The 25,832-nt window shown below is 44.0% G+C and carries 21 protein-coding genes; 9 read left to right on the top strand and 12 right to left on the bottom strand.

The annotated features are described in order from the left end of the window. Window positions 1-162: 162 nt before the first annotated feature. The 7 genes from R7O13_RS09910 to R7O13_RS09940 all read right to left on the bottom strand — a co-directional run bounded on the left by R7O13_RS09910 (window position 163) and on the right by R7O13_RS09940 (window position 11,145). A complete protein-coding gene (locus tag R7O13_RS09910; protein WP_017634878.1) occupies window positions 163-2,445 on the bottom strand; it encodes an acyl-CoA dehydrogenase in 2,283 nt (760 codons plus the stop codon). A gap of 71 nt (window positions 2,446-2,516) precedes the next feature. After that, the gene (locus tag R7O13_RS09915) at window positions 2,517-3,152 is read right to left on the bottom strand and encodes a TetR/AcrR family transcriptional regulator (RefSeq protein ID WP_005378033.1); all 636 of its coding nucleotides are present in this window, start codon (window positions 3,150-3,152) and stop codon (window positions 2,517-2,519) included. 717 nt (window positions 3,153-3,869) lie between these two features. Beyond that, window positions 3,870-5,021, bottom strand: a complete 1,152-nt coding sequence (nhaA, locus tag R7O13_RS09920) for a Na+/H+ antiporter NhaA (RefSeq protein ID WP_005378034.1) — start codon at window positions 5,019-5,021, stop codon at window positions 3,870-3,872. 330 nt (window positions 5,022-5,351) lie between these two features. Next, window positions 5,352-6,476 (bottom strand): lipocalin-like domain-containing protein, encoded by a 1,125-nt coding sequence (locus tag R7O13_RS09925; protein WP_042521997.1) that lies wholly within the window; start codon window positions 6,474-6,476, stop codon window positions 5,352-5,354. Then, window positions 6,476-8,929, bottom strand: a complete 2,454-nt coding sequence (locus R7O13_RS09930) for an ABC transporter permease (protein WP_005378038.1) — start codon at window positions 8,927-8,929, stop codon at window positions 6,476-6,478. Before R7O13_RS09930 ends, R7O13_RS09925 begins: the two co-directional genes overlap by 1 nt. Further along, window positions 8,910-9,581, bottom strand: coding sequence for an ABC transporter ATP-binding protein (locus tag R7O13_RS09935; protein ID WP_005378040.1), 672 nt, complete (start codon window positions 9,579-9,581; stop codon window positions 8,910-8,912). The genes R7O13_RS09930 and R7O13_RS09935 overlap by 20 nt, the downstream gene beginning before the upstream one ends. A gap of 187 nt (window positions 9,582-9,768) precedes the next feature. Next, the gene (locus R7O13_RS09940; protein WP_318303732.1) at window positions 9,769-11,145 is read right to left on the bottom strand and encodes an MATE family efflux transporter; all 1,377 of its coding nucleotides are present in this window, start codon (window positions 11,143-11,145) and stop codon (window positions 9,769-9,771) included. Between the two features lie 94 nt (window positions 11,146-11,239). On the opposite strand from R7O13_RS09940, the gene R7O13_RS09945 reads away from it, so the two are divergent. Then, window positions 11,240-12,691: a DUF2867 domain-containing protein gene (locus R7O13_RS09945; RefSeq protein WP_318303733.1), complete on the top strand. Its 1,452-nt coding sequence runs from the start codon at window positions 11,240-11,242 to the stop codon at window positions 12,689-12,691. A 30-nt stretch (window positions 12,692-12,721) separates the two neighbouring features. On the opposite strand, the gene R7O13_RS09950 is transcribed toward R7O13_RS09945, so the two are convergent. The 3 genes from R7O13_RS09950 to rsuA form a co-directional block, all read right to left on the bottom strand. Next, window positions 12,722-13,384, bottom strand: coding sequence for a DUF2913 family protein (locus R7O13_RS09950; RefSeq protein WP_005378053.1), 663 nt, complete (start codon window positions 13,382-13,384; stop codon window positions 12,722-12,724). Continuing rightward, window positions 13,384-14,586 carry a Bcr/CflA family multidrug efflux MFS transporter gene (locus tag R7O13_RS09955; protein WP_017820848.1) on the bottom strand — a complete coding sequence of 401 codons (1,203 nt, stop codon included), beginning with the start codon at window positions 14,584-14,586 and terminating at the stop codon, window positions 13,384-13,386. The genes R7O13_RS09950 and R7O13_RS09955 overlap by 1 nt, the downstream gene beginning before the upstream one ends. A gap of 436 nt (window positions 14,587-15,022) precedes the next feature. After that, window positions 15,023-15,724 (bottom strand): 16S rRNA pseudouridine(516) synthase RsuA, encoded by a 702-nt coding sequence (gene rsuA / locus R7O13_RS09960; RefSeq protein WP_033905117.1) that lies wholly within the window; start codon window positions 15,722-15,724, stop codon window positions 15,023-15,025. Between the two features lie 121 nt (window positions 15,725-15,845). Between rsuA and R7O13_RS09965 the strand changes: the two genes are divergently transcribed. The 5 genes from R7O13_RS09965 (at window position 15,846) to rplY (ending at window position 20,755) form a co-directional block, all read left to right on the top strand. After that, the gene (locus R7O13_RS09965; protein ID WP_206953201.1) at window positions 15,846-17,597 is read left to right on the top strand and encodes a DEAD/DEAH box helicase; all 1,752 of its coding nucleotides are present in this window, start codon (window positions 15,846-15,848) and stop codon (window positions 17,595-17,597) included. A gap of 155 nt (window positions 17,598-17,752) precedes the next feature. Then, window positions 17,753-18,118, top strand: coding sequence for a PepSY domain-containing protein (locus tag R7O13_RS09970; RefSeq protein ID WP_372008595.1), 366 nt, complete (start codon window positions 17,753-17,755; stop codon window positions 18,116-18,118). A gap of 76 nt (window positions 18,119-18,194) precedes the next feature. Further along, the gene (locus tag R7O13_RS09975) at window positions 18,195-18,854 is read left to right on the top strand and encodes a response regulator transcription factor (protein ID WP_005378073.1); all 660 of its coding nucleotides are present in this window, start codon (window positions 18,195-18,197) and stop codon (window positions 18,852-18,854) included. Further along, window positions 18,844-20,193, top strand: a complete 1,350-nt coding sequence (locus R7O13_RS09980; RefSeq protein WP_318303734.1) for an ATP-binding protein — start codon at window positions 18,844-18,846, stop codon at window positions 20,191-20,193. The genes R7O13_RS09975 and R7O13_RS09980 overlap by 11 nt, the downstream gene beginning before the upstream one ends. 283 nt (window positions 20,194-20,476) lie before the next feature. After that, window positions 20,477-20,755: a 50S ribosomal protein L25 gene (gene rplY / locus R7O13_RS09985; RefSeq protein ID WP_005378066.1), complete on the top strand. Its 279-nt coding sequence runs from the start codon at window positions 20,477-20,479 to the stop codon at window positions 20,753-20,755. Between the two features lie 147 nt (window positions 20,756-20,902). Here the strand turns inward: rplY and R7O13_RS09990 are convergent, their stop codons facing one another. Beyond that, window positions 20,903-21,418 (bottom strand): GNAT family N-acetyltransferase, encoded by a 516-nt coding sequence (locus R7O13_RS09990; RefSeq protein WP_064353820.1) that lies wholly within the window; start codon window positions 21,416-21,418, stop codon window positions 20,903-20,905. 751 nt (window positions 21,419-22,169) lie between these two features. Here R7O13_RS09990 and ushA point away from each other — a divergent pair. Together ushA and R7O13_RS10000 are read left to right on the top strand one after the other, a co-directional pair. Continuing rightward, on the top strand, window positions 22,170-23,858 hold the full coding sequence (gene ushA / locus R7O13_RS09995) for a bifunctional UDP-sugar hydrolase/5'-nucleotidase UshA (RefSeq protein ID WP_017634888.1): 1,689 nt from the start codon (window positions 22,170-22,172) through the stop codon (window positions 23,856-23,858). A gap of 415 nt (window positions 23,859-24,273) precedes the next feature. Continuing rightward, entirely contained in the window at window positions 24,274-24,495 is a 222-nt protein-coding gene (locus R7O13_RS10000) for a hypothetical protein (RefSeq protein WP_005386686.1), read from the top strand. Window positions 24,496-24,630: 135 nt separating this feature from the next. On the opposite strand, the gene R7O13_RS10005 is transcribed toward R7O13_RS10000, so the two are convergent. Continuing rightward, window positions 24,631-24,879: a DUF1289 domain-containing protein gene (locus R7O13_RS10005; RefSeq protein WP_005378062.1), complete on the bottom strand. Its 249-nt coding sequence runs from the start codon at window positions 24,877-24,879 to the stop codon at window positions 24,631-24,633. Window positions 24,880-25,063: 184 nt separating this feature from the next. Here R7O13_RS10005 and R7O13_RS10010 point away from each other — a divergent pair, with 184 nt between their 5' ends. Then, window positions 25,064-25,510 (top strand): META domain-containing protein, encoded by a 447-nt coding sequence (locus R7O13_RS10010; protein ID WP_005378077.1) that lies wholly within the window; start codon window positions 25,064-25,066, stop codon window positions 25,508-25,510. The last annotated feature ends 322 nt before the right edge of the window (window positions 25,511-25,832 follow it).

Here is a 25,832-nt window from a genome sequence, read left to right on the forward strand (position 1 = left end):
TTAAAAAACCTTGTTAGGATAAAAGTTTCGTTGGGATTTCGCATCTAATTTCTGTAAAAATGCTCTTAAAAGGCAAGTGGTTGGAGCACTATCCCACCATCCACTCCCCAAGAATACAAAAAAGCACCTCATTGAGGTGCTTTTCTTAACATTAGTTGTCTATTATGCCGCCGGATTCAACTGCGACTTTTTTGGGCTATGAGTTCGCACTTCAGAAAAGTCATGACTAAAGTGGTCAACTTGAATCGCCTTGTAGCGCAATTTATCTGCAGCCATGATTTGATCAATTTCTTGCTCAGTTAACACGCCTGCTTCAAATGCTTGCTGCAAACGGTCATGCAGCAGACCTTTACGAGCCACTTTACCATCCTTCGCAGCCTTCATAAGTTTACGCTCCAAAGGTTTAATGTCGTACATTGCAAGGAATGCATTCTCCATTAAGCCTACGCTGTCATCCTCTGATTTTCCGATGTAGCACAGATGCGTGAGGCGATCACGTTGCGCGCCTGGCGTCATCATCGCTTCAGCCAAATTCACACACAGCTCATCACTTGGCTTATTGAAATGATTACCAAGCGGGAACAATAGCCCCTTAAGCACACCGCCAACGTATTTCACAGGGAAGTTGGTGTAAGCCTCATTTAATGACTTAGAAGCGTTATACAAACAGTGTTGAACAGCGTAATGAACGAAGTCTAGATCGCCTTGTTGACGGCCTTCATCTTCATACTTTTTCAAGGCAGCAGATGCCATGTATAGATAGCTTAATCCATCACCCAAACGTGCGGAGATCATTTCTTTACGCTTCAAGTCTCCACCTAAGGTTAACATCGCAAAGTCTGCACTTACTGCAAGTGCACGACTGAGACGAGTAATGTCTTTGTAGTATTGCTGCGTTGGGCCACTCATGTGCGCGTTAACAAATCGAGAACCAGTTAGTGCTGCACCAAATGCACCGAATGTATTACCGAGCGCGTGCTTGATGTGTTTAAAGAGTAAGTTGTCAAATTCTTTCGCACCTTGTTCAGAATCTGGATTCGCCGCTGCTTCCATTTCTTTTAGAACATATGGGTGACATCGAGTCGCACCTTGACCAAAAATCATCAGGTTACGAGTCAGAATATTCGCGCCTTCAACGGTGATAGCAACCGGGATACCAAGGTAATGTTTAGCAAGATAGTTCATTGGGCCATCTTGAATCGCACGACCCGCATGGATATCAAACGAATCATTTAGAATGGTACGCGCGATTTCCGTCATGTGGTACTTGGCAATCGCGGTTACAATCCCAGGTTTTTCTTTCATATCGAGCGAAGTCGTCGTTAGCGTACGCGTCGCTTCTAGTAGGTAAGTAAGACCACCAATGCGCCCCATTGCTTCTGCAACACCTTCAAACTTACCGATCGACATTCCAAACTGTTTACGCACGTAAGCATAAGCACCTGTTGTACGTGTAGTAAGGTGACCAATCGCTGTGCCAAGCGCTGGAAGAGAGATACCACGACCAGCAGAAAGACACTCAACCAGCATACGCCAACCTTTACCTGCGTAATCAGCGCCACCGATCAACCAGTCCATAGGGATGAAGACATCTTCACCACGAGTTGGGCCATTCATGAACGCAGACCCCAGAGGATCATGGCGCTCGCCTATCTCGACACCTTCATGGTCAGCGGGAATCAACGCACATGTAATGCCAACCTCTTTCTTGTCACCAAGTAGCCCTTCAGGGTCCTGCAGTTTAAACGCTAACCCGAGCACTGTCGCAACTGGCGCAAGCGTGATGTAGCGTTTATTCCAACTAACTCGCACGCCAAGCACTTCTTTGCCTTCATGGGTGCCGTAACAAACCACGCCTTGATCAGGTATGCCACCCGCATCAGAACCCGCTTCAGGGCCAGTTAGGGCGAAACAAGGGATGTCTGTACCATCAGCTAAACGAGGCAACCAGTAATCTTTTTGCTCTTGCGTACCATAGTGCGATAGCAGCTCACCAGGGCCAAGAGAGTTCGGTACCATTACCGATACCGCGGTACTGATACTTCGAGTCGCAATACGAGAAACAATGGTTGAGTTCGCCAAAGCGGAAAATTCACGACCACCATATGCTTTCGAGATGATCAAAGAGAAAAATCGCTCTTTACGTAGGTACTCCCATACTTCAGGCGGTAAATCCCTGTCTTCTTTGACAATCTTCTGGTCATCAAGCATTTCTAGCAGGGTTTCAAGCTCATTATCCATAAATGACTGCTCTTCTGCCGTCAGTGTAGGCGTTGGATAATGATGCAATGTTGTGAAGTTTGGCTTGCCTGAGAATAGTTCGGCATCCCACCATACACTACCCGCTTCCATCGCCTCTTTCTCGGTGCTAGACAGAGGTGGCAATACTTTTTTGAACACTTTAAAAGCCGGGTCACTAATCCATTTTCTTCGTAGAGAGCTCATAGTTCAGATCCTTTTGTTCACGTAACCGCTCGGGGTATAATCTTGTTATTGGTTTAACTTTCTTATTTGTCTTATGCCAACTGCTTTGCTGACATTCCTGCTGACAAATATGGAATCAGTAAATCGACGACAGATTTCACATCGACTTCCTTTTCAAACTTACTTTCTGCCAGCTCCGAAAGAGCTTGGCTTGAAGCCATCGTAAATACACAGGTCCCTAACGTGAAGTGCAGTCGCCAAAACAACTGTTCTTCACATAGTTCCGGGTTCGCCTTCATTATCGAGAAAGTGAAAAGGTTTAGTACCTCTTCGTATCTGGTGGTAATGAACCAGCGTAGATGACCTTGAACGTCTGTATAACCGCGGCCAATTAACAACATAAATAGCGCAGTACCATTTGGGCGTACATCATTTAATGTACGTAAAGGTAATCGCAATGACTCAAAGACATCGTCCATGTTGTAGCTATCGCGCGTGTTTAGCTCAATTAATGAAGTCTTAATGCTCGGCATTAGTGCTTCTAAATACCTATCTAAAACCGCTCTAACCAGCGTTTTTTTATCGCCAAAGTGATAGTTTACCGATGCTAAGTTAACGTTAGCTTTACCTGTTATCGTTCTTAGCGAAGTATCATTAAAGCCATGTTCAGCAAAGAGTCCTTCTGCGACATCGAGTATTTTTTCTTTTGTTGATGTTCTCGGGGCCATTTTAATCACTCGTATTAAACAACTGTTTGAAAATATACTCCCGAAACTTAAGATTAACAAATGATTAACATCACACTTTAACCAATTGGTCTGACCAGACAGTAAAAGGTGTGATCTAATCTTTTGAAATTCAATCGAATACTCCAGTGAAGCTTGTCAGAAGAAAACGATCAAATTTCTCAGTCCAGCGCAATTGAAACGCTAACAATAGCCTTGGCGGCTCGGAGTGAGCGACGAGAGTATGAAATACATCTTCGGTTCTAGGGGAGATAAAATGAGAAACACAGAAGTTAGTAACTTCGCCAAGTTGGTAATCCATCTCGATTTTTCTATTACTTTCGGGTGTGTAAGAAGCTAGAAAGCATTAAGTAGAAATTTTTTGAAAAAAAATGGAACTGTTTGGAAAAGGCTCGGTCTGAATATACGTAACAGTTAGGGCATTTGAAGTTTCACTGGCCGTCAAACTTGTTTCCATCTAATTGTTACGTTGCTGCTTTTTTCTTATTAACTCCTATGTTTGTATCCGCCCAGTCAAATTTTCGGCTGGGCTTTTTTTCGCCTATAGATTTACCAAACGCCCCTTTCGATGATTTGCCCCGACTCCATAAGCTAGACCTTAGTTGGTCACAAAAGTAACCACCCTGAAGTAGTTGATGTGCCAATCTGCAGACATAAAAAAGCCTCCCGAATGGGAGGCTTTACTAAACAGTGTGTATCTTACGCTTGCGCTTTCTTAGGCAAAGAAAAGTGCAGTAACGCGTAGCCAAGTAACGCGGCTGTCGTCGAGCCCATTAAGATACCTAGTCGAGCATAGGTATCAAACTCAGGGCTTACATTTCCAAACGCTAAAGAGGAAATGAATATAGACATTGTAAAACCGATACCACACAACACAGAGACCGCAAAGATATGCTTGAAGTTAATGCCTTCCGGTAACTTAGCTACACCCATTTTCACAGCTGCCCAACTAAAGGTGAAGATACCTAGAGGCTTACCAACCAGTAGCCCCAAAGCAATACCTAATGGCAGCATTGAAGTTAGGCCTGACATCGATACGCCTTCTAGCGAAATCCCCGCATTTGCAAATGCGAATAGAGGTAAGATACCAAATGCCACGTATGGATGAAGTGCGTGCTCCATGTGCTTAAGTGGGGAATGTTCGCCCTGTTTACCCTTAAGAGGAATAGCAAAGCCGATCACTACGCCTGCAAGTGTTGCGTGAACACCAGATTTAAGTACCGCAAACCATAAGATCGCGCCGACTATCATGTATGGCGTCAGTTTCGTTACTTCCTTCGCATTCAACATGAACAGGACACCAGTCATGATGAAGCCAACAAGCAGCGCCATGCTAGAAAGATCACCTGTGTAAAACAGTGCAATAATAACAACCACGCCTAAATCGTCAATGATAGCGAGAGCTAACAAAAACACTTTAAGGCTTACTGGTACGCGCTTACCTAGTAGCGCCATGATACCTAGAGCAAATGCAATATCCGTCGCAGCTGGAATGGCCCAGCCAGAAACCGCCTCTGGGTCGTTAGCATTAAACGCAACGTAAATAAGAGCAGGGGCTAACATACCACCAACCGCTGCAATCGCAGGGAAAATTGCGGTTTCTTTTGATTTTAGCGCTCCTTCAAGTAGCTCTCGCTTCACTTCAAGGCCAATAAGTAAGAAGAAAACAGCCATTAGGCCATCATTAATCCAGTGAGAAACTGACATACCGAATACATAAGTATGCAGTACAGATTGATAAGTTTCGCCCAGCGGTGAGTTAGCAATGGTCATCGCAATTGCCGCTGCAATTACGAGAAGAATACCACCTGCTGATTCCATTTTGAAAAAGTCACGAATGACATCGTTCATGGTTTCGTCCTTATATTTATTATCTTAATAAACGATTAACAAAGAGTGATAAGAGTGTATAGCTGTCGAAAACTTTAGAATAATCGCTTCTTCAGAGTATAAACTTCGGTTTTTTCGATGTTAAGTTTACTATACATCGTATTTTCCAACATGACACTCAATTTTGATCGGAGATCGTATTTGTACTTGTCGCACCAAATATTTATCAAGATGATGAGAAAATCAGCATAACACGGCTTGTACCATCATGATAACCCCGTACTTTTGAGAAAAAGCTAGGAAGCTTCGCGCACTAAAAAACCACCCGTAGGGGGTGGTTTTCTTCACAACTCAATAGCCTGTCAGCTGCATAAAGCCCCAAGCCTCATTGGAGCCGGAAGCTAAAGTAGGCCCTTCCCAGTAAGGTATTACAAAGGGTAGCCACATATCTGACTTGATAATACGGGTAGTCAAATTAATTTGATGCTTCGGAATATTGATAATCCACTGCAAAGGTAACCTTCTTCCATTGGATAAACTGGTCACTTGCATTGGTTTAATACTGATATCATCGTCTGAGAGGTTGATGACTTTACCTGAGCGTGTCGACAACGTGCCAAACACGTGCGGTGTTTGCCCATGGTGACGATAACGGCTAACAGTTAATGCTCGACCATCATCTAAATTGAAAACAAACCAATCCCAGCCTTGTTGCCCCTCACCAATTAAGCCGCTGCCCCACTCTTTTTGCGCCCAAGCAGAACCCGTCACTGAGAATCGCTTACCATTTAAGCTTAAGCTGCCTTTTACTTTTAAAAATGGAGCACTGAAGCTGAAAGAAGCAACAGATTGCAACGCATGTTTAACTTGGAAGCCTTTGTCTCCATTCACCACAAAGGGGCCGCTTGTCATGGTATTGAGCTCAAGTCCAAACGTATCAGTATTCACATTCAAGTTGCCCGGGAAAGGCGTCGCACCGAGTGATCGCCAAGTCCAATTATCAATCCATAACCTGAAAGGACGATTGATCATACCAGCTTGGCCTATCCCACCTCTAGCTACCCGTTGCTCTTTCCATACATGCGAGCCATGACTGACGACAACATGTGAAATGTACAATTGAGGGTTCTGCCAACCGCTGGTTTCTCGCTCGTCCGTCGCAACCCTGAAATAGCTCCATTGAACATTGTAGATCTTGCCTTGCTCATCTTTTAGTTTCGCAAAGTAGTGCCACCATTCATGCTGATACTCGGGATGAAAGCGAAAGTCTGAGGGTAAAGAGACATGCTCATTAGGTAGTACAGGCTCGAAAATCGTTTGATTTTCACGCGTTAAGATAGAATCAAGTTCGCTTTCTCGTGTTGCTGTCGCCTCTAACCAAAAAGTTGAGTAAAAAGCAGCCCCAGTCAGAAAAGCGAACGTAACAACAATGAGCGTTGAAACCAACAAGCGTTTTTTAGAGCCCATTTTTTTCATTACAACGCGTCCCTTAATGACTTCATCGGTGTACTTTTGATCATTCTAATAACTGGCAATGCGCCAGCAACCATGATGGCAAGCATCGCCCAAGCAATGGTTTGAGCATACTCCCATGGAATCGTTTGAAGCTCTAGAGACCAGCCAAATGATTGCTTAATGATAATATCAACGATCAAATGTGCGAGCGCCAAGCCGAGCGGCACTGCAATAATCGCAGAAATGGCTCCGAAGACGAATAGCTGCAAACCACCTAATACGACAAGTTCTTTTCCGGACACACCCATGCACCTTAATAAGGAAAAATGCCGCTGCCGTGAAAGTTCTCCTGCCAACGTCGCAAAGAATAAACCAAACACGGCAATTATCAGCGTGATATTGCCCAAGGTTCCTGCTATCGCAAAGGTATGATCAAACACTCTCATTGCTTGGCTATAAATATTACCGTTATCAAACACACGATCTTGCGGGAGACGGAATACATTCTCTAAGCGATTTTTCAGCCCTTCTCCATTGACGTTATCTTTTAATACTACGCCAAGACCAACATTACCCGTACCTGCAAATGCATACAGCCAATTCCGGTGCGACATCATCACCTGGTTATATGGGTTTCCATAATCGTAGTAAACGCCTACGACTTGCCAATCACCACCAAGCGGTTCTTGCAAGTTAATGAAATCGCCAGGGCGGATATCCAGCTTCAAGGCCATCGACTCACTGACCATTAAGCTCTTGGTAGCGTGCAGTTGATACCAGTAATTTGGGACACCTAACTTGACGGTAAGTGAGTCTAACTCACCTTCAGAAGAGCCCGTACTCACAACTTGCAGAGCACCATGCTCGGTCGGCATATCTTTTTCCCAGCGCCACCAAACCGAGTTCACCTCTGGCTGATTCTGGAGCCATGCGCTCATCCTAGCGGCTGAATTGTTAGTCGGATAGATGTATACATCAGCGGCTAATCGCTGATTTAGCCACTTATCGGTTGTATCTCGAAAGCTTCCGACCATTGTTTCTACACCAATGTTTGCCGCCAGCGCTAACATAAACGCCATCGTAGCCACACCGCGATAGCTCATGCTGGCTGCTGCATCAGCAAAAAACCAACGGACACGAACCCATCGCATGGTATAAGAAAAACTTTGGAACATATGCCACATAATAAATGGCATAAACAACGCCACACTAACCAACATCAGCGCAATAATTGCAAAGCCGGTTTCTTGTGTTTTCGGCGCCTGATATACCGCTATTGCAGCGACACAAAACGCACATGCCGCAAGCGCCTGCCAAGAGAACTCTCTTCCAGCAAATCGCATTAGCGACAGTCGAGAAGAAAGGCGGATTGGTTGTGACTTCAGCAAACGGATTAATGGCCACAGACACGATATCAACGCACCCATCGCTGCCATGATTAGGCTATATAAGCTAGATTGCCATGACCATCCTATGGTTAAACCTACGTTGGCATCATACAAATCACTCAGGCTCGAAGACACTGCTGGGATAAGTTCATTCGCTAAGATCAAGCCAAAAAAGTTACCACACGCCCACGCAATAAAGACGAGCAAAGACAACTCTAGCAATAAGGCTTGTGCTAACTGTGTTCCGTTAACACCAGTCTGTCTCAAAATACCGACCAAACGTTGTCGCTGGATGAAAGACAGAGACATCGCTTGATAAAAAATAAACAACCCGACCAAAAACGACAGCATTCCCATCGCGGTGAGATTCATATGGAATGCGTTAGTTAGCGACTCAAGCTCAGTACGCGTATTCCTAACGAGCGTCATTCCGTTTGGCAACATGTTTTTCAGTGCTATCAGCTTTTCCTCTGGCATTTCGCCACAAGAAATCGCAGACAAACCTGAGCTCCGCTTGAGCATACGCAACAACGATATATCAGTAACCAGCCGAGTACCCGAAAGCATCTTGTCCTTATCTACTTGAATAGGCCCAAGACGGCTTCCGTCATTCATCTCAATGAAGTCCCCATCCTGCCAACTCATGTAAGCGGCCAAATCTTGACTAACGAGAATAGGATAAGGAGGCTTCATTAGTGATAAAACAGGCATCTCACCTAGCGATTTTCCTTGTTGTAGTGGGATCATCGCGACAGGATCTATCCCCACCAACATCAGGCTCATATCGGTCTTGGCATCTAGATGCAGCACGTCAAACGGTGCACATTGGTTGAACCCAGCTCGACGTAACTGAATATAGAAACCTTGAGGAATTTTATTGGCAGAGTGCTTCGTTCGGATTCGGTATGGCAAAGGATTGGAGAAAAGCTTTTCCCCAGTAGCATAACTTTGTTTTGCATGCTGGTTGATAGAAGTAACACCAACAAGGAGGGACACGCCTAAAGTTAATCCCAGCCAGACAAGAATAATTTGTAGAGGGTAACGACGGTAATGACCGAGTAGTGCCTTAACTACGGGCCATAACATGTAGCTGCCCTCCTTGAAGTCGAATCTTTCCTTCCATATGGGCGGCCACTTTTTCACTGTGCGTCACTAACAGCAAAGTACACTCCAGTTGGCGAGCGAGACTCGTTAATAAGCGCATTACTGCTTCTGCGTTTCGCTCATCTAGACTACCAGTTGGCTCATCAGCAAGCAGGATTTTGGGTTCCATATAGAGTGCACGAGCAATCGCCGCACGTTGTTGCTGACCACCAGACGCCTCTTCCGGATAACGTCCTAGCAATGGCATTAAGTCCAAAGCAGAAAGAATTTGACGCCACAACTCTTTATCTTCCGGCAGACCTTTTAACTGACGACAAAAACGAATATTGTCGGCAATATTAAGTGTAGGAAGCAGGTTGAATTGTTGGAAGATATTCCCAATATTGTTGCGGCGATAAAGGGTTCTTAAATGCTCCGGTGCTTCATGCATAGCAAAATTTGGAAACTGCACTTCACCAGAGTCAGCAGTATCTAATCCGGCGATTAAATTCAGCAGAGTACTTTTACCCGAACCACTTTCTCCCATCAGAGCAACTTGGTCGCCTTGCTGCAATGTTAATTCTGCCCCTTGTAATACAGGGTGAAACTCTCCCCCGTCTACATAGCCTTTACATAGGTCTGACAGTTTTAACATTGATTATGCCGCTCGGATGGTGTTTAAAAATTGGGATCAGAATCTACACTAAAATCCTGTTAGTAGAAAGTATTTTGAATGCTTGATCACACTATGGAAGTACAAATGCAACTCGATTCACTTTCTGTTGCTAATTTTGTTGACGTTTTGAGCAGATTTTTATAGCCAAAATAAACTCTGTTCCTCCTTACTGGCCAATCAGGTTTTTCATCCATTTTCGGCTAACCATTCTTGGCAAGCAAATCACCCACTTCACAACTTCTTCTGTCAAAAAGAGTAAGTAAACCCATTGTGGGTCCCAATTGAGATAAATCGCTGCAAATGCTGCGAGTGGAATCCCGATCACCCACTGCGCCAAGATGTCTTGATACAAACAAAACTTAACATCACCGCCCGCACGTAATACACCAACAATAGCCATCATCGGCACCGAGCGTAGCACGACACCCAACGCAAGAATCACCATAAACTGTTCAGCTAGCTCGCGAGTGTCCGTTGTCAGTGCACTAAACGCATTAAGGATCCATTGATTTGACACTATCAACAAGACGGCGACCACAAATGCGATAAGCACATTCAAAATGACCGTAGCCCATGCTTGATAATAAACGGGTTCAAAATTACGAGCGCCGAGCTGGTTCCCGACTAGAACTGCAGCCGCATTCGATAAACCAATCATCATCGCCAATGCGATCGACTCAACAGGTGTCATTACGGAAAGTGCCGCCAAACCTTGTACACCTGCTTGCCCCATGATGGCGTGATAAGCAAACAGCCCACCAGCCCACGCCAAGAAGTTAAATGTGGTTGGCAAAGAGAGGCTCAAGAAACGCGTAATTTTATCTAAGACCAATCCTGCGCGTATATCATCCCAACCAAATGCGATTATGTGTTTTTTCAACCATAGATAACCAAACAAGCAACCTACTTCGATCGCGCCACTGATTACCGTTGCGATCGCTGCTCCCGTAATACCCAGAGCAGGAAAGCCTAATTGACCAAAAATTAAAACCCAGTTAAGAAACACATTAGATAAAATGCCTATACCACTAAAAAAAGTGCTTAGGCCTGGTTGGTGCATCGCCCTTAGGCCCACCGACATACTGGCCACACATGCAACAGCAAACATGCTAACCGACGAAATAATGAGATAGCTGGCCCCTAATTCAATCACTTCTTGTGAATCGGTAGTCAAGCTCATGATGAGTTGTGGAAAAACAACAAACAAAGCAACAGCAATCGCAGCAAACATCATTGCGATCATCCATGTCAAAGCGGTACTGCGACGCATCCCAACTTTATCGCCAGCCCCCCAATATTGAGCGGTTAACAACGCACCGCCCGTTGTCACCCCAACTAACATGATGGTGGTGACGAAAGTCGCGCGCGCAGCAACTCCAACAGCGGCAATTTCTGCTTCACCAAGTTGACCAAGCATAAGAACATCGACGAGGCTTCGGCTAGAAAACATCATGCTTTGCAGTGTAATTGGTAACGCGATTGCAAATAAACGACGTAAGAATGCTTTATCTGCGTGTATTGAGAGTTGAGAAAGAAAAGTCACAAGCGCTCCAACGACAACTTATTGATAGAATGGGGAAAGTGTCTCATGATTATACTCTGTGGTGTTTATTCCACCAACGATAAAAGGACAGATAATGAAAAAGGTGTTGGTGCTAGGCGCCTCGGGTTACATTGGCTCTCAACTTCTTCCGTTACTTTTAGATAAAGGTTACGCCGTCACAGCAGCGGCGCGACATATTGATTATTTAGAGTCAAGAACTCAGCATCACCCTAATTTAACGTTAAGGTATCTCGACTTGGCTGACGCAGAGATCACGAAGGCTGTAGTGAACGATTTTGATTTAGTATTTTTTCTCGTGCACGGGATGGCTCAAGGTGATGACTTTGTTGAGTACGAACTAAACCTTGCTTTGAACTTCAAATATGCGTTGGAACAAAGCTCCGTCGAGCATGTTATCTATTTGAGTGCCATTCAACCTCAAACCGGAAACTCTCGCCATTTAGCCGCTCGTAAAGCCACGGGAAAAATAATTCGACAGTCTGGTATTCCAGTAACTGAATTGCGTGCAGGCGTTATCATCGGCCCCGGCTCTGCTGCTTTCGAAATCATGCGTGACTTTGTCTACAACTTACCTATTTTGATCGCGCCTAAATGGGTCGACTCAAAAGCGAACCCTATTGCCTTGCCCAATCTCAACCACTATTTGTTGAAGTTAGCAGAAGCCCCCTCTCCAGAAGAAAGTCAAGTTTATGAAGTTGGTGGGCCAGATACACTTAGCTACCGCGAACAGTTCAAAGTCATTTGCCGAATCACGAACAAGCCGTATCGACTGTGGTCGACCCCGCTACTTACTCCGAAAATGGCATCGTACTGGCTAGGTTTAGTTACCTCAGTGCCAACTAGTATCGGTAAAGCATTACTTGCGGGCTTAGAGCACGACTACATTGCAAACTCCAAAGCGATTGAAGAACGATTTCCTCAAACGCTGATCAGCTACGAGCAAGCGGTAACTGATACCATTCAAGATGAAGGCACATTTGTACGCAGTAATGTCTGGGGGTTTGAACCCGCAGCGCTTCGTCGATGGCAACCAGGATATGGCTATTACCCAAAACAAGCTGGAGCGAGCATTAAAACTCATGCCTCCGCTGCGGCATTATGGAAAGTGGCGCAAAAGATCGGGAGTCGCGAAAAAGGCTATTACTTTGCCAACATCTTGTGGCGTACACGTGAATGGCTCGATATCTTTTTTGGTGGCGGAAAACCGATTCGCGTTTCTCCTCCTGGACCAGAGCTTAAAGTCGGTGATTTTATTGACTCTTGGAAAGTGATTCGCTGCGATAATAATCAGTTTCTTTCACTGTTTTTTGGTATGAAAGGCCCAGGCCTTGGGCGTTTAGAAATTACCATCAAAGATCTCGGTGACGAACGAGAGCTGGATATTACCGCCTGGTGGCACCCGCAAGGGTTTCTTGGACTGCTTTATTGGTTTGCAATGATGCCAGCCCATCTTTTCATATTTAAAGGCATGGTCAAAGCCATCGCGAAAGAAGCAAACCGTTTAGAAAACAAAAAGCCCCAATAACAGGGGCTTCTAAACACTCACAATGTCACTTTAGTCAGCTTTGAACGAGAGTGGAATTTCGGCTAACTGGTTGCCTTCGTTTGCTGGAAAAATAAGGTACTCGCCATGGTATTTCACCATCGATTTGTAGTCTGTTACCTTATGAACCATAAAGCCCGCTTGCGCTGCTTTCTCAACAAACTCAGCATGATTGCCGCGTACAAACCAACTCATTGGCTTTACGAGCAACTCGCCATCAAAACAGCTTTCGCATTGGTCTGCACATAACGCTAAAGAGTTTTGACCTTCAGTGAAGATTTGTACTTTGCCGCACCCAATCAGTTGCTCAGATGTTGAGACTTCCCAGCCTGCTTGCTCCATCAAATCAAGAAAAGACTCAATATCTGAATCTTTGAACACTTTGGAGTCTTCACCTTCAGGGAAGAATTGCGCATAAAAAGCAGAAATACGCTTGAAGATAAACAACAAACCAGCATCGTTCCCCTTTGAGCGACCTGCTTTTTGCCAACGCGTTAAGTCATCGCCCACTGTACGTCCGAAGCGTTGTGATTTTAGCGCCTTTGTTACCCAACGCACTAAATAATGGTTATTCGCAACAGGGGCATTGGCTAACTTACCTGAGCGATGCTCTTGATCTAACTCTTCAAGTGCTGAGTTAACCAAGTTTTGAATTTCTTTGGTGTAATTCGACATTACGCCTTTCTTCCTAAAGTCCAATAAAACAGTGCTGAAAGCACAGAACAAGCAAACATCACGATGATCATCGGCCAAGCAACATTCCCGGGCAGTGATGCCACCAGCGCACCAACCAATGAACCGATACCGAATCTTAATGTCCCCGCTAGAGACGACGCCGTACCCGCCATTGATGGGTAACCACTTAAAAGCAGCGCCATCGCGTTACTACCTATCGTCGACAATGTACCGATAAACAGCACAACAAAAGGCACAATGCCCCATAATCCGAAGTCCATTAACCAACTTACGAATAAACCAATCCCCGCCAAAAGTTGCACGAACAACCCAAAACGAAGCATGGCATGGGAACCCACTTTCTTCACCAAGCGACCATTAATACTGGTCATGATGATCATCGCCACAATGTTCAAACCAAATAGGTAACCAAAGTGGTCTGGTCGAACACCATATAAATCAATATAAACAAACGAACCCGCCGTCAAAAATGCAAACATTCCGGAAAATGAAAACGCACCTGAGAGCATCAAACCGATCGCTTCAGGATTGGAGCATAATCTGGCGTAGTTTCTCAGCGTCGTGCGGAAACGAAGAGGCTGACGATTTTCAGGCTGTAACGTTTCAGGGATTTTCCAAAGTACGAGAAAAATCACAACTACAGCGAAAATAGCTAATACCCAAAAAATGGAACGCCAACCAAACCAAATCGCGAGATGGCCACCGATCATCGGTGCCACCAACGGCGCAATAGTAATGACCAGAGTAACGAAGGACATTGCGCGTGCAAAGTCTTCACGGTCAAACATGTCACGCACGACAGCTTGGATAATGACCGCCGCTGCCGCGCCAGCAAAACCTTGTGCCGTACGTACATAGGTCAGCGCATCAATGCCATTTGTTGTCGCACTCACAACAGCAGCCAAGCCGAAGAAAAGTACGCCTAAAATCAACACAGGTCTGCGACCAAAGCTATCGGCAAGCGGCCCGTGAATTAACTGGCCGATCGCAAAACCCGCGGTATAAGCCGTCAACGTAATCTGAACCGCGCCAGGCGCGACCCCCAAATCTTTCGCAATTGTCGGCATCGCAGGCAAATACATATCGATCGCCAAAGGCGTCAAAGCACCAATCGCTCCTAGTACCAGAAACAATAGAAAACTGATTTGGGATTGCGGAGCACTTTGAGCTTTTTCTGTCATTCTTTTACCTCTTGTTGGAGCCCTACCGTCAATACTTGCAGAACAAAGTGAAAATAACGGAAGTTCTCATATCGCTGAATGTAGAAGCCAAAAACCTGTTCTATCCAACGTTCGAGAATCATAAGGGCAAATATGTACCAAGGTGTGACCTTGACGAACTCGACATAGAAAAGCATGTGAAAGCGAAATGTGTTTATGGGAAACAAACACAATGCAGTAAAAATGATGGCGTTGACACCATCATTCCATTCACCGTAGCCGAAGGCTTTGCAATAAGAGTATGCATGCATCAGCTAAATGCAAAGGCATATCACTGAGATGAGTAAGCACACCGGAATTGTCTAGGCACTAATTTTGGTAGGAAAATTTATTTTGAGCCAATTCCTACCAAAAGACTAGTTCCTATTAGGAACTAAAGAATTTCCCATGCCGACAATTAATTCCAAATAGAATCAATTTCTTCTTGCGTGAGGTAGCGATAATCACCTGGTTCTAGTGCCTCATCAAGTTCGATAGAACCAATACGCTCACGATGTAAGTACTCAACTTTATTTCCTAACGCCGCGAACATACGTTTCACTTGGTGATACTTACCTTCCACGATAGTTAACAATACTTCATTCTCGGCCTCGTTCACGATTTCCAAACGAGCGGGCAATGTTGCTTCTGATTCATTGCGCAAAATGATGCCTTGTTCGAGCTTTTCCGCGTAATCTGGCTGAATAGCATCGACGAGCCAAACACGGTACGTTTTCTCACACTTATGCTTAGGTGAGGTAATACGGTGAGACCACTTACCATCATCCGTAATCAACACTAAACCAGTTGTGTCGACATCTAATCGGCCCGCAAAGTGAAGGTTTTCAATTTTAGGCTCATCAAGCAATGCGAATGCAGTTTGGTTGTAGCCATCTTCATGTGAACAAACAAAGTCAGCAGGCTTATACAACATAATGTAACGAGGACCAGGAGCACCAATAACACGGTCTTCCCACATCACTTCCGCACCTTCAGGTACTTTAAATGCACCACTTTTTTGAACCTCACCGTCTACGGTGATGTCTCCACTTTTGATGATCTTTGTTGCCTGTTTGCGTGTTGCACCCAGAGCATCACACAAATATTTATCTAAACGCATGAATACCTCATTGAATTATACCCAAGTGATCTCTAAATCTTGGTTTAAAGGTCACTTGGGTATAAAAGTCAGGTATTATAGCGTTCCTCGTTCGAATAGTTGAGCAATTTCACATATTTTCATGTACACACTTCGTCCTTATCAAGCCGACTCGGTTAAAGCCGTTATTCATTACTTTCGTAAACACTCGACACCAGCAGTGATCGTGCTGCCAACCGGTGCAGGAAAAAGCTTGGTGATCGCAGAACTTGCTCGCCTTGCGAAAGGACGAGTGTTAGTCCTCGCCCACGTAAAAGAACTGGTCGAGCAAAACCACGCAAAGTATGAAGGTTATGGTTTAAAAGGTTCCATCTTCTCAGCAGGATTGGGACGAAAAGAAACTGACCAGCAAGTCGTGTTTGCTTCGGTTCAATCGGTCGTACGTAACTTAGATTCGTTCAAAAACCAGTTTTCTCTGCTCGTTATTGATGAGTGCCATCGTGTGCCAGATGACAAAAACAGCAGCTACCAAAAAGTTATTACTCACTTACGAGAACTGAACCCTGGCATTAAGGTGCTAGGACTAACTGCAACGCCCTATCGTTTAGGAATGGGCTGGATTTATCAGTATCACACCCGAGGTCAAGTGCGAACCGAAGAGCCTCGATTCTTCCGCGATTGTATTTTCGAACTGCCGATCCGTTACTTGCTCGACGAAAACTTCCTCACTCCAGCCCGCATGATGGATGCGCCCGTTTTGTCTTACGACTTCTCTCAGCTGAAGCCCGCTAACACCGGACGCTACAAAGAAGCAGAAATGGACATGGTGATCGATAAAGCCAAACGTGCGACTCCACAAATTGTTGAGCAAATCATGCAATATGCGAAAGAGCGTCAAGGTGTCATGATCTTCGCTGCAACTGTTCGACACGCACAGGAGATCCACAGTTTATTGCCAGAAGGCGAAACTGAAATCGTCATTGGTGATACACCTACGCTGGAGCGCGATGCGATCATCCAAGCGTTCAAGAATCGCCAAATAAAATACTTGGTCAATGTTTCGGTACTGACAACCGGTTTTGATGCGCCGCATGTCGATTTAATCGCGATTTTGCGACCAACAGAGTCAGTCAGTCTGTACCAACAGATAGTAGGACGAGGATTACGCTTATCAGACGGAAAATCAGAATGTTTAGTGCTTGATTACGCAGGCAACAGCTACGATTTATACCAACCTGAAGTCGGTGATCCCAAACCAGACTCTGACAGTGAAATTATCACGATTCCTTGCCCGGCTTGCGGATTCAATAACAATTTCTGGGGTAAGTTGGATAGTAACGGTTTCTTGGTTGAACATTTTGGCAGACGTTGCCAAGGTTACTTTGAAGATGAAGACACAGGCGAACGTGAACTCTGTGGCTACCGTTTTCGTGCCAAATACTGCGGTGAATGTGGTGCGGACAACGATATCGCTGCACGAATTTGTCATGAGTGTGACGCGACGCTCGTTGACCCAGATAAAAAGCTAAAAGAAGCCCTTAATCTCAAAGATGCATTAATCTTTGAATGCACAGAAATGGACCTATCTGTATTTAAGTCCAGTGATGGTAAATCTCAACTAAAGGTGACGTATTCTGGTGAACCATACCAAGGCGAAGGCAATGCGTTAGTTCATGAGTTTTGGTCATTGAGTACCAAAAAACAAAAACAAACGTTTAAAGATCAGTTCGTACGCCCCCACTTAGCAGACAAGCATCGCCCTTTTGAAGAGGCTTCACCGACACGCGTTGTCGCTAATCAACATCGTTTCCGTTTGCCTCAGTTTGTTATTGCTAGAAAATCTGGTCGCTTTTGGAAGCTGCGGGATAAGATTTTTGAAGATGAGTTGAAATAACATCGACAACACATGGCAAAACTTAATTAGCTGATTCACTCTCTGTTCATCTATATCCGATATACTGCGGCTAACGCTCCAGAAAAGGTTTGACTATGTATAAAGCAACGACTTCTCTACATTCTGCGTTACTTTTCGGCCTTATCACGACATTCATGTGTGCACCAAGTTTTGCCAAGCATGGCAACGAGTACACATCACAAAATGGCCACGCCATCGTGCAAGATGTCGAAAAGCCAGGAACACGCATCGAATTCGATGAAGATCAAGATGAGGTCTATCGCGCGGTTCAACAAGGATATATACGACCATTTTCGGAACTTTACGCCGCAGTAGAAAACGACCTATACGGCCGCATCATCAAGGTCGAGCTTGAAGAAGATGATGATGCTTGGGTGTATGAATTGAAAATTCTGTACAACAATAGCGTCCTGAAAGTTGAGTACGACGCCGCCACGCTGGAAATGCTTGAGATCAAAGGTCGCAGCTTTAACAAAGCGTTAAAGCCGCAAAACAACTAAACTTGTCTAATGCGTAATCCAGACGCGATGCGTAGCTTACTTCGATAAAAATCCAAACATAATAAGAATCATCAATATGAAAATACTTGTTGTTGAAGATGATCCTCGTTTAGGCGAGCAAATCATCGAAACATTAGAAAGTACCGGCTGGGTACCAGAACTGTCCCAAGATGGCATAGACGCTCTGTATCGCGCGACTTCGGAAGAATGGGACGCCATTGTTCTTGACCTCGGCTTGCCAAAACTGGATGGTCTTACCGTCCTAAAAGGCATCCGAGATGAAAACATTAATACTCCTGTCGTGATTTTAAGCGCTCGCGACACCCTAACGCAGCGAGTTGAAGGCTTAAACGCAGGTGCAGACGATTACCTAACTAAACCATTTGAAATGGTTGAGCTTATCGCTCGTATTCGTGCACAGCTTCGAAGAGCCTCTGGTAATGCCTCTCCTGTGATGCAAATTGGCGACTTGAGCTTGGATACACGCACTTCTAAAGTCATGTGGCAAGGGCAAGCGGTAAGCTTGACGGCGCTAGAGTATAAAGTGGTCGCTTACTTTATGCATAACCCGGAAAAAGTGATTTCTCGAACCGAACTCGTCGAGCACATTTACAAACAAGACTTTGATCGTGACTCCAACACAATCGAAGTTTTTATCGGCCGAATTCGCAAAAAAATCGCACCAAAGATCATCAAAACTGTCCGAGGGTTGGGATACCAATTAAATGCCGAATAGAAACAGGCTACCGTTGAACGCAATAAAACGACTGAGTATCAAAAGTCGCCTCGTTTTAGCGGCGATCGTTTGGTTAACGGCAATGATCCTCGCCGCTGGTGTGACGATACCGACGCAGGTCTACAACTATATGGTTGATGACACTCGCTCACAGCTCAGCATTTTTATGGATGAAGTCGCAGCACAGTTAGAAGTCGATAACACCGGGCACCTTTCACTCGCAGCTCAGCTATCAGACCCTCGATTTAACCGACCTTACAGTGGTTTGTATTGGAGTGCCTCTACAGAGGCAAGCCTCGAACGTTCTCGTTCGTTGTGGGACAAAAAAATCGAATACAAAGGTTTGGATAAAGATGCGTATGGAGCAAGAGGCGAAAAACTAATTACGCTAGAAAAAGCACTGTATCTTCCTGATTACGATGGTCCTATTCACATTATTATTGGTATTGACGAAGAGCCCATTAAAAATACCCTTCAGACGTTAATCGGCCAACTTTGGCTTATTTTGGGTTTATTATTCGCGGGCGTGCTTACGGTCATTTTACTGCAAATTGCTTGGTCATTGAGTCCGCTTACAAAGCTACAAAAAGAATTAGCCGAGCTGAAGTCTGGTAATAAAAAGAGTCTAGAAGAAACCTACCCAAAAGAGATTTCTCCTCTAATCTTCGACCTCAATGCTCTGCTGTTCCATTACCAAGAATTACTAGAGAGAGCTCGCAATCATGCAGGTAACCTATCTCATGCACTTAAAACGCCACTTTCTGTTCTAAAAAATGAAGTTCAGACGTTAGAACCTGAGGCACAATCCCGTCTCCGAGCTCCAATCAATCAAATACAAGACCATATCGATTACCATTTGGGTCGTGCCCGTATGGCCGGATCGATGAACATATTATCAGTGAAGTCGAACCCAGCAGATCGTGTGGATGCTATCTCAATGGCGTTTGATAAAGTGTATGCGAGCCGAAGCATTACCTTAATTAATGAACTTGATTCAGAGCTGAATGTAGCAGTAGAGCAGACCGATCTCGATGAAATGCTAGGTAACTTGCTAGAAAATGGCTATAAGTGGGCCAACAGCATGATTCGTGTGCACTCCTCTCAGGATAAGGAAAATATACACATCATTATTGAAGATGATGGGCCAGGCATCCCTAAAGAGAAACTGAGTCAAGTAATCAAGAGAGGAGTTAGATTGGATGAAACAACCCCTGGCTCAGGTCTTGGTCTAAACATAGTCAGTGAAATGGCACACAGTTACCGAGGTCAATTAACATTGGATACAAGCGCTTTGGGTGGATTAAAAGCATCTTTACTCTTACATCTCAGCCGAACATAAAGCATATAACAGTAAACTTTGTTCTTCGGACCTTGATCAGTAAACTGATGAAAATGAAGTCGATGTGAACAAAATCCAAGCAAAGCGTTAAAAGGGATAGCCTTCCACCCCGCTAAATCATACCTTTTTGTTGATTTGGATACGATTTGGGTTGCCCATTTATAAGTGGAATGATAGTATCCGCGCTCGCTTGAACAGTTCCTGTTTCAAGCTTTACCACGAACAACAAGGTCGCATTGTTGTTTGTGAACATTTGATTTTTACTAATTTGAGAGTAAATACTATGAAATTCGAAGCAGTAGTACGTACTGAACTAGGTAAAGGTGCGAGCCGCCGCCTACGTCACGCTGGCAAATTCCCTGCAGTTGTATACGGCGGTGAAGAAGCAGCAGTAGCTATCGTTCTTAACCACGACGACATCGTAAACCAAATGGACAAGCCTGAATTCTACGAAGGCATCGTTCTAGTTATCGATGGCAAAGAAGTTAAAGTTAAGCCACAAGACGTTCAACGTCACGCGTTCAAGCCAAAAGTTGAACACATGGACTTCATCCGTATCTAATTCCCTACCAAGGAATTAATCGGATTAAATCCAAACCTTTTGCATAAAAGATAATCGGACTTACCAACCGAGACATCTACAAAATTTCAAAACCCCGGAGTCTTACCACCTCCGGGGTTTTACTATATTTGGCATATAGCATTTGATTTATGAACGGGCAATATACTTCACTAAAGTGAGATCGGTCAGCGTCATACTATCAATCACTTCCGACTCTTCCTCTCCAGTACGCACAAAACCACACTTCTTGTAAAAGTTAAGCCCCTGTTGATTAGTATCCAGTGCTTTCAAACTGATCTGCATAACTGACGTAGAGAGCAAACGTGTCTCTAACTCATCTAACAGTGCACTTCCTGCTCCTTGCCCATAATGTAGCGGCGTAACGTAGCAACATGTCACTAATGCCGTTTTATCTTCGCTGGTGTGGTTAGGTAACTCGTAACTTAAAAAGCCAACAATTTCTCCTTGCCTCTCAACTACGATCAATTGGGCCAGTTGCTCCGTCATCACTCGCGCCCACATCCTTTCTCGACGCTCAATCGTAAACTGCTCTATGTAGCTCTTTGGCATTAATCCTTTATACGCCACCTGCCAAGAATCAACGTGTATCTTGGCGATTTGGGCTGCTTCCTTTTTGAGTGCGTCCCTTACTGTGTATCTCATAAGCATCCTTTATTAGCGTTCACCACTTACAAATTCTTTTAACCCTACCCTTTAAACCAAAGCTCAAAGATAACGGCTACAGTCGCAACGCTTTACATTAATCTATTTCATTTTCATTAATTAAATGATAGTTCACATCATAATATTCGAAGAAGAACGATCCATTATTTACTTTTCATTTTGACTCATTAGGTTGAATCTATTTGTTTAAACACTCGAGTGTCAAATGCGGAATAAGCACGATAAGGTATCGGATGAGGATAAATAAACGATGCCTAAAGCATAAGGTTTCTAAACGATCGCAATTATAGTAAAGAGATAAATACAATTTTTGATAGAGTTTGGCAGAATAAAGCCATGATCAAATGAGTTTAAGCTCTGTGCTGTTCATTATGCATACAAACCGAACCCCTCATCATTAGAGCGAAAATTTATAACGATTTGTGTCATACCTATTAGGAAAAACATAAACTTGGCAAAATAATCACCAAAATCAGCGTAATACTTCGCAAAAATGCGCATTGATTCACACAAACAACACACATTCAATTAACTACCTCACAAAAAATAGAGCTAGCGATACAAAATAAATACTAAATACCAATTCTGTTTATTTATAGACGTAGTTTGCAGGCTTATTAATTCATTTCTCCGATAGAAGTATAAATAAGAGATAGATCACTAAAGTTTCACATTAATTCCGTATATTTCACGCCGTAACAATAACAAAATCACAAAGAAAGGATCCCTTATGAAGTTTTCCAAATCTCTTTTGGTAGTGGCAGTAGGCGCTGCGCTAGCAGGATGCGGCTCAGACAGCGACAATTCTCCAGTAACCTGCGAGACTGCAGATTCTTGTACTAAGTTCACCGTTCTCCACACTAACGATAACCATGGTCGCTTTTGGCATAACAGCGACGGCGAATACGGCATGGCTGCGCGTCACACTTTAATCGAATCTATCCGCGCAGAAGTCGAAGCAAAAGGCGGTGAAACCATTCTGCTATCTGGCGGTGATATTAATACCGGCGTACCAGAATCAGACATGCAAGATGCGGTTCCAGACTTCGTAGGGATGAACCTACTTGGTTACGATGCAATGGCTGTCGGTAACCACGAATTTGATAACTCACTAGATATTCTCGATATGCAAGCCGAGCTAGCTGACTTCCCTATGCTGGCTGCGAATATCTATAAAAAAGATACAAACGAGCGTTACTTCGACCCTTACAAAGTATTTACTATCAACGGCCTTAAGATCGCTGTTATTGGTCTAACAACGCAAGACACTGCGAAGCTAGTCAATCCAGACAACGTATCAAACATCCACTTCGAAGACCCTCAAGTAGAAATCAAAAAGGTACTGAAAGAAATCGAAGAGAACGAAAAGGTAGACCTAGTATTTGCAACGACGCACATGGGTCACTACGAAGATGGCAAAAACGGTAGTGAAGCACCAGGTGACGTTAAACTCGCTCGCTCTCTTGAAGAAGGACAGCTAAACGCTATCATCGGTGGTCACTCACAAAACCCTGTATGTATGGAACCAGGTACCAATGAGTATGCTGATTTCAAACCTGGGGATGATTGTGCCCCAGACCAACAAAAAGGCACTTGGATTATGCAAGCGCATGAGTGGGGTAAATATGTGGGTCGTGCAGACTTCGAATACTACGACGGCAAGCTTCACTTAGCGAATTACGCACTGATTCCTGTAAACCTTCTAGACGAAAACGATGAAGTTATCGGTGAACGAATTCAACAAGATGCAACGGTAAAAGCGTTACTACTGCCATACCAACAACAAGGTCAAGAGTTATTAGATGAGAAGATTTCTAATACGACGGGTAAGTTAGAAGGTGATCGTAACGTAGTTCGCTCTCAACAAACTAACCTAGGTCACCTACTCGGCGAGGCATACCGTACTTACAAAACGGTAAATGCTGACTTTGGTGTGATGAACTCTGGCGGCGTGCGTGATTCAATCCAAGATGGTGATATCACTTACCGTGACGTACTAACGGTTCAGCCATTTGGTAACTTCGTGACTAAAGCAACTATGACAGGTAAAGAAGTTAAAGAATACTTAGATGTGGTTGCGACGAAATCTGCAGGCTCTGGTGCTTACGCTCAACTAGATAACATCACTTTAGATGTAAATTGTGATGCTGGCTCAGTAACCATTACCGATATTAACAATAAAGGCTTCGATCTAGACGCAACGTACACATTCTCTGTAATCAGCTTCAGTGCTGCTGGTGGCGATAACTATCCAATCATCGATGTTCAATCTACACAGCTAACCGATGCATACGTTTTGCGCGAGTTCTTCGTAAACAACCCACAAATCTCTGCGGATAACTACAACAAGAACTTAGAGAACATCAAGTACTTCAGTAATGGCCAACCAGTAAAAGGCTGTCCTGCATCTGGTAGCTAATACTCAACACCTTACCCCTGGCACTAAGAGCTTTTACAAGCAATTTCGTCAGGGCTTTCCTCAAAACCGAAGCTTTGTGCTTCGGTTTTTTATTTTCGATAAATTACTGAAAACTCTCCACCTTCACAATATGTTCAAAAATTGTTCATTTGTGTTATTGACGCCCCTGTGTTGGGCTTCTATGTTTGATAAGGTCTTTTAAATATGCAGGTTCATCGGCTAAATTTCGCGAAACATTTTTAATCGCATAGTCAATGATTCTGAGAAAGATGTGAATGGCGTTACAAACACTGCTCTCAAACAATTTGTCTTTGGACTTCAAACGATGGTGATGTGCCTCCACGCGCACACTAATGAGCAGCGATCTGGACGTCAATGTGTTCAAACTGCTGCCATCGAGTTCTGGAGGTCAAAAATGAAACGAGCCAGCAATAGCTACAGACTCCAAATGATCAAAGAAGTAGTTACCCGTAGAGAGCGTGAAGCTTGTACGGATCCTATGGCGAGATACATTCATCAACTCATGGATGAACGCCCAACAAGTAAATTAGATGTTGAATTCAATCATCGATTTTCAGGAAATCACTTCGACGAACAAGCGGGAGGCTGGGTTAGCGACCGTTGGTCGATGAAATAACGCCAATTACCGCTTTATAGGGAAAATGGATAGGAGATTCCCGGTTCTTAAAGGACACCTTGCCGGACCGGGAATATGTAAAAGCCTAATCAGAACCGAAAGCGAAGGCGTAACCCCACAGACTGAACAAGAGTTCTAGAATAAGTCTTGTTGAGGCGATGACTCATCTTGAAGCTGTTCTGGCTTCGTCTTCCCTGCCAACATCTTTCTTCTGTACCTTTGACGACACAACTTAATAACGTGCAACTGCTGAGCGGGGGTTAAGTTAAGCCAATTAAACCTTTCCTCTCTCTTTCTCATACACCCCTTGCAATACCCTTTTTCATCGGAGGTACATACTCCAACACAAGGGCTTGGGACAGTAAAAAACTCCAGTTGCTCCATACTAAAACCGCTCTTTCCATATTAGGGCGTATTGGCCTAGTTTAAATAATGAGAAGATTAGTCAGCAACAAAACTTGCTATATACTTCGTTATGTCAAAAACATACGAAACCATAACCTTATGCTGACAAAAACAGTGTTTTATTACTTATACTTACCGCGTTTATAAAAACGGAGTCTATAAAATGAAGCTTAGCCTAAAAACGTTAGTTACAGCAATCTCTCTCCCTGTTCTTATGACTGCTTGTGCTAGCAACGGTGATGATGTGAAAGAAATAACGGCTCAAGATTTGCAGCACCACAACTGGGAACTTGTTCAAGTTGATGGCAAAAATATCGTTCTAGACGAACACCAAAAAGCGGCTCGCCTAGAAATTGGTGAAAATCTAACCGCAAACGGCAACGCAGGTTGCAACAACTTCTTCGGTCAAGCCGAGCTGAAAAACAACCAACTACGCATCGAAAAAATGGGCATGACCATGAAGATGTGTATGGAAGATCAAATGAAGATCGAAAACGCAATGACACAAACACTATCTAACTGGAGCGATATCACGCTAACTAAAGATGGTCTTGTTCTGAAAAGTGCCGATCACGAATTGACGTTTACACTACGTGACTGGGTAAACTAATCCCAACTAAGTAAACCAAATAGTATTTTGAAAGCAGCCAGACGGCTGCTTTTTTTATGTCCACGAGTCATTGGTCGTGCATGCCAAAGTCATTTAAGTGACAAACTTTCTTTCTCTTTTGCCCTCAATTCCATGCTTTAAACATCAATTTTGCTCTGTAAAACAACCTATTCATATCTCTGGGGACAATAATTTTCAATTACTTGAAAGAATATCCTCAAACAAACGGTCCGCTCCTAGAATGACACCAAATTTGTCCTTTCTTCGTTTTGCTTCACATTGAGAGTAATTCTTTGAATCAATGAGTGATTCCGTTTGGGAT

Source organism: Vibrio sp. Y176 (assembly GCF_033438945.1).

What these genes read in the sequence shown, in the direction of transcription:
- R7O13_RS09910 (WP_017634878.1), bottom strand. Translation starts at nt 2,445, where the DNA reads ATGAGCTCTCTACGAAGAAAATGGATTAGTGACCCGGCTTTTAAAGTG.
- R7O13_RS09915 (WP_005378033.1), bottom strand. Translation starts at nt 3,152, where the DNA reads ATGGCCCCGAGAACATCAACAAAAGAAAAAATACTCGATGTCGCAGAA.
- nhaA (WP_005378034.1), bottom strand. Translation starts at nt 5,021, where the DNA reads ATGAACGATGTCATTCGTGACTTTTTCAAAATGGAATCAGCAGGTGGT.
- R7O13_RS09925 (WP_042521997.1), bottom strand. Translation starts at nt 6,476, where the DNA reads ATGAAAAAAATGGGCTCTAAAAAACGCTTGTTGGTTTCAACGCTCATT.
- R7O13_RS09930 (WP_005378038.1), bottom strand. Translation starts at nt 8,929, where the DNA reads ATGTTATGGCCCGTAGTTAAGGCACTACTCGGTCATTACCGTCGTTAC.
- R7O13_RS09935 (WP_005378040.1), bottom strand. Translation starts at nt 9,581, where the DNA reads ATGTTAAAACTGTCAGACCTATGTAAAGGCTATGTAGACGGGGGAGAG.
- R7O13_RS09945 (WP_318303733.1), top strand. Translation starts at nt 11,240, where the DNA reads ATGAAAAAGGTGTTGGTGCTAGGCGCCTCGGGTTACATTGGCTCTCAA.
- R7O13_RS09950 (WP_005378053.1), bottom strand. Translation starts at nt 13,384, where the DNA reads ATGTCGAATTACACCAAAGAAATTCAAAACTTGGTTAACTCAGCACTT.
- R7O13_RS09955 (WP_017820848.1), bottom strand. Translation starts at nt 14,586, where the DNA reads ATGACAGAAAAAGCTCAAAGTGCTCCGCAATCCCAAATCAGTTTTCTA.
- rsuA (WP_033905117.1), bottom strand. Translation starts at nt 15,724, where the DNA reads ATGCGTTTAGATAAATATTTGTGTGATGCTCTGGGTGCAACACGCAAA.
- R7O13_RS09965 (WP_206953201.1), top strand. Translation starts at nt 15,846, where the DNA reads ATGTACACACTTCGTCCTTATCAAGCCGACTCGGTTAAAGCCGTTATT.
- R7O13_RS09970 (WP_372008595.1), top strand. Translation starts at nt 17,753, where the DNA reads ATGTGTGCACCAAGTTTTGCCAAGCATGGCAACGAGTACACATCACAA.
- R7O13_RS09975 (WP_005378073.1), top strand. Translation starts at nt 18,195, where the DNA reads ATGAAAATACTTGTTGTTGAAGATGATCCTCGTTTAGGCGAGCAAATC.
- R7O13_RS09980 (WP_318303734.1), top strand. Translation starts at nt 18,844, where the DNA reads ATGCCGAATAGAAACAGGCTACCGTTGAACGCAATAAAACGACTGAGT.
- rplY (WP_005378066.1), top strand. Translation starts at nt 20,477, where the DNA reads ATGAAATTCGAAGCAGTAGTACGTACTGAACTAGGTAAAGGTGCGAGC.
- R7O13_RS09990 (WP_064353820.1), bottom strand. Translation starts at nt 21,418, where the DNA reads ATGAGATACACAGTAAGGGACGCACTCAAAAAGGAAGCAGCCCAAATC.
- ushA (WP_017634888.1), top strand. Translation starts at nt 22,170, where the DNA reads ATGAAGTTTTCCAAATCTCTTTTGGTAGTGGCAGTAGGCGCTGCGCTA.
- R7O13_RS10000 (WP_005386686.1), top strand. Translation starts at nt 24,274, where the DNA reads ATGAAACGAGCCAGCAATAGCTACAGACTCCAAATGATCAAAGAAGTA.
- R7O13_RS10005 (WP_005378062.1), bottom strand. Translation starts at nt 24,879, where the DNA reads ATGGAGCAACTGGAGTTTTTTACTGTCCCAAGCCCTTGTGTTGGAGTA.
- R7O13_RS10010 (WP_005378077.1), top strand. Translation starts at nt 25,064, where the DNA reads ATGAAGCTTAGCCTAAAAACGTTAGTTACAGCAATCTCTCTCCCTGTT.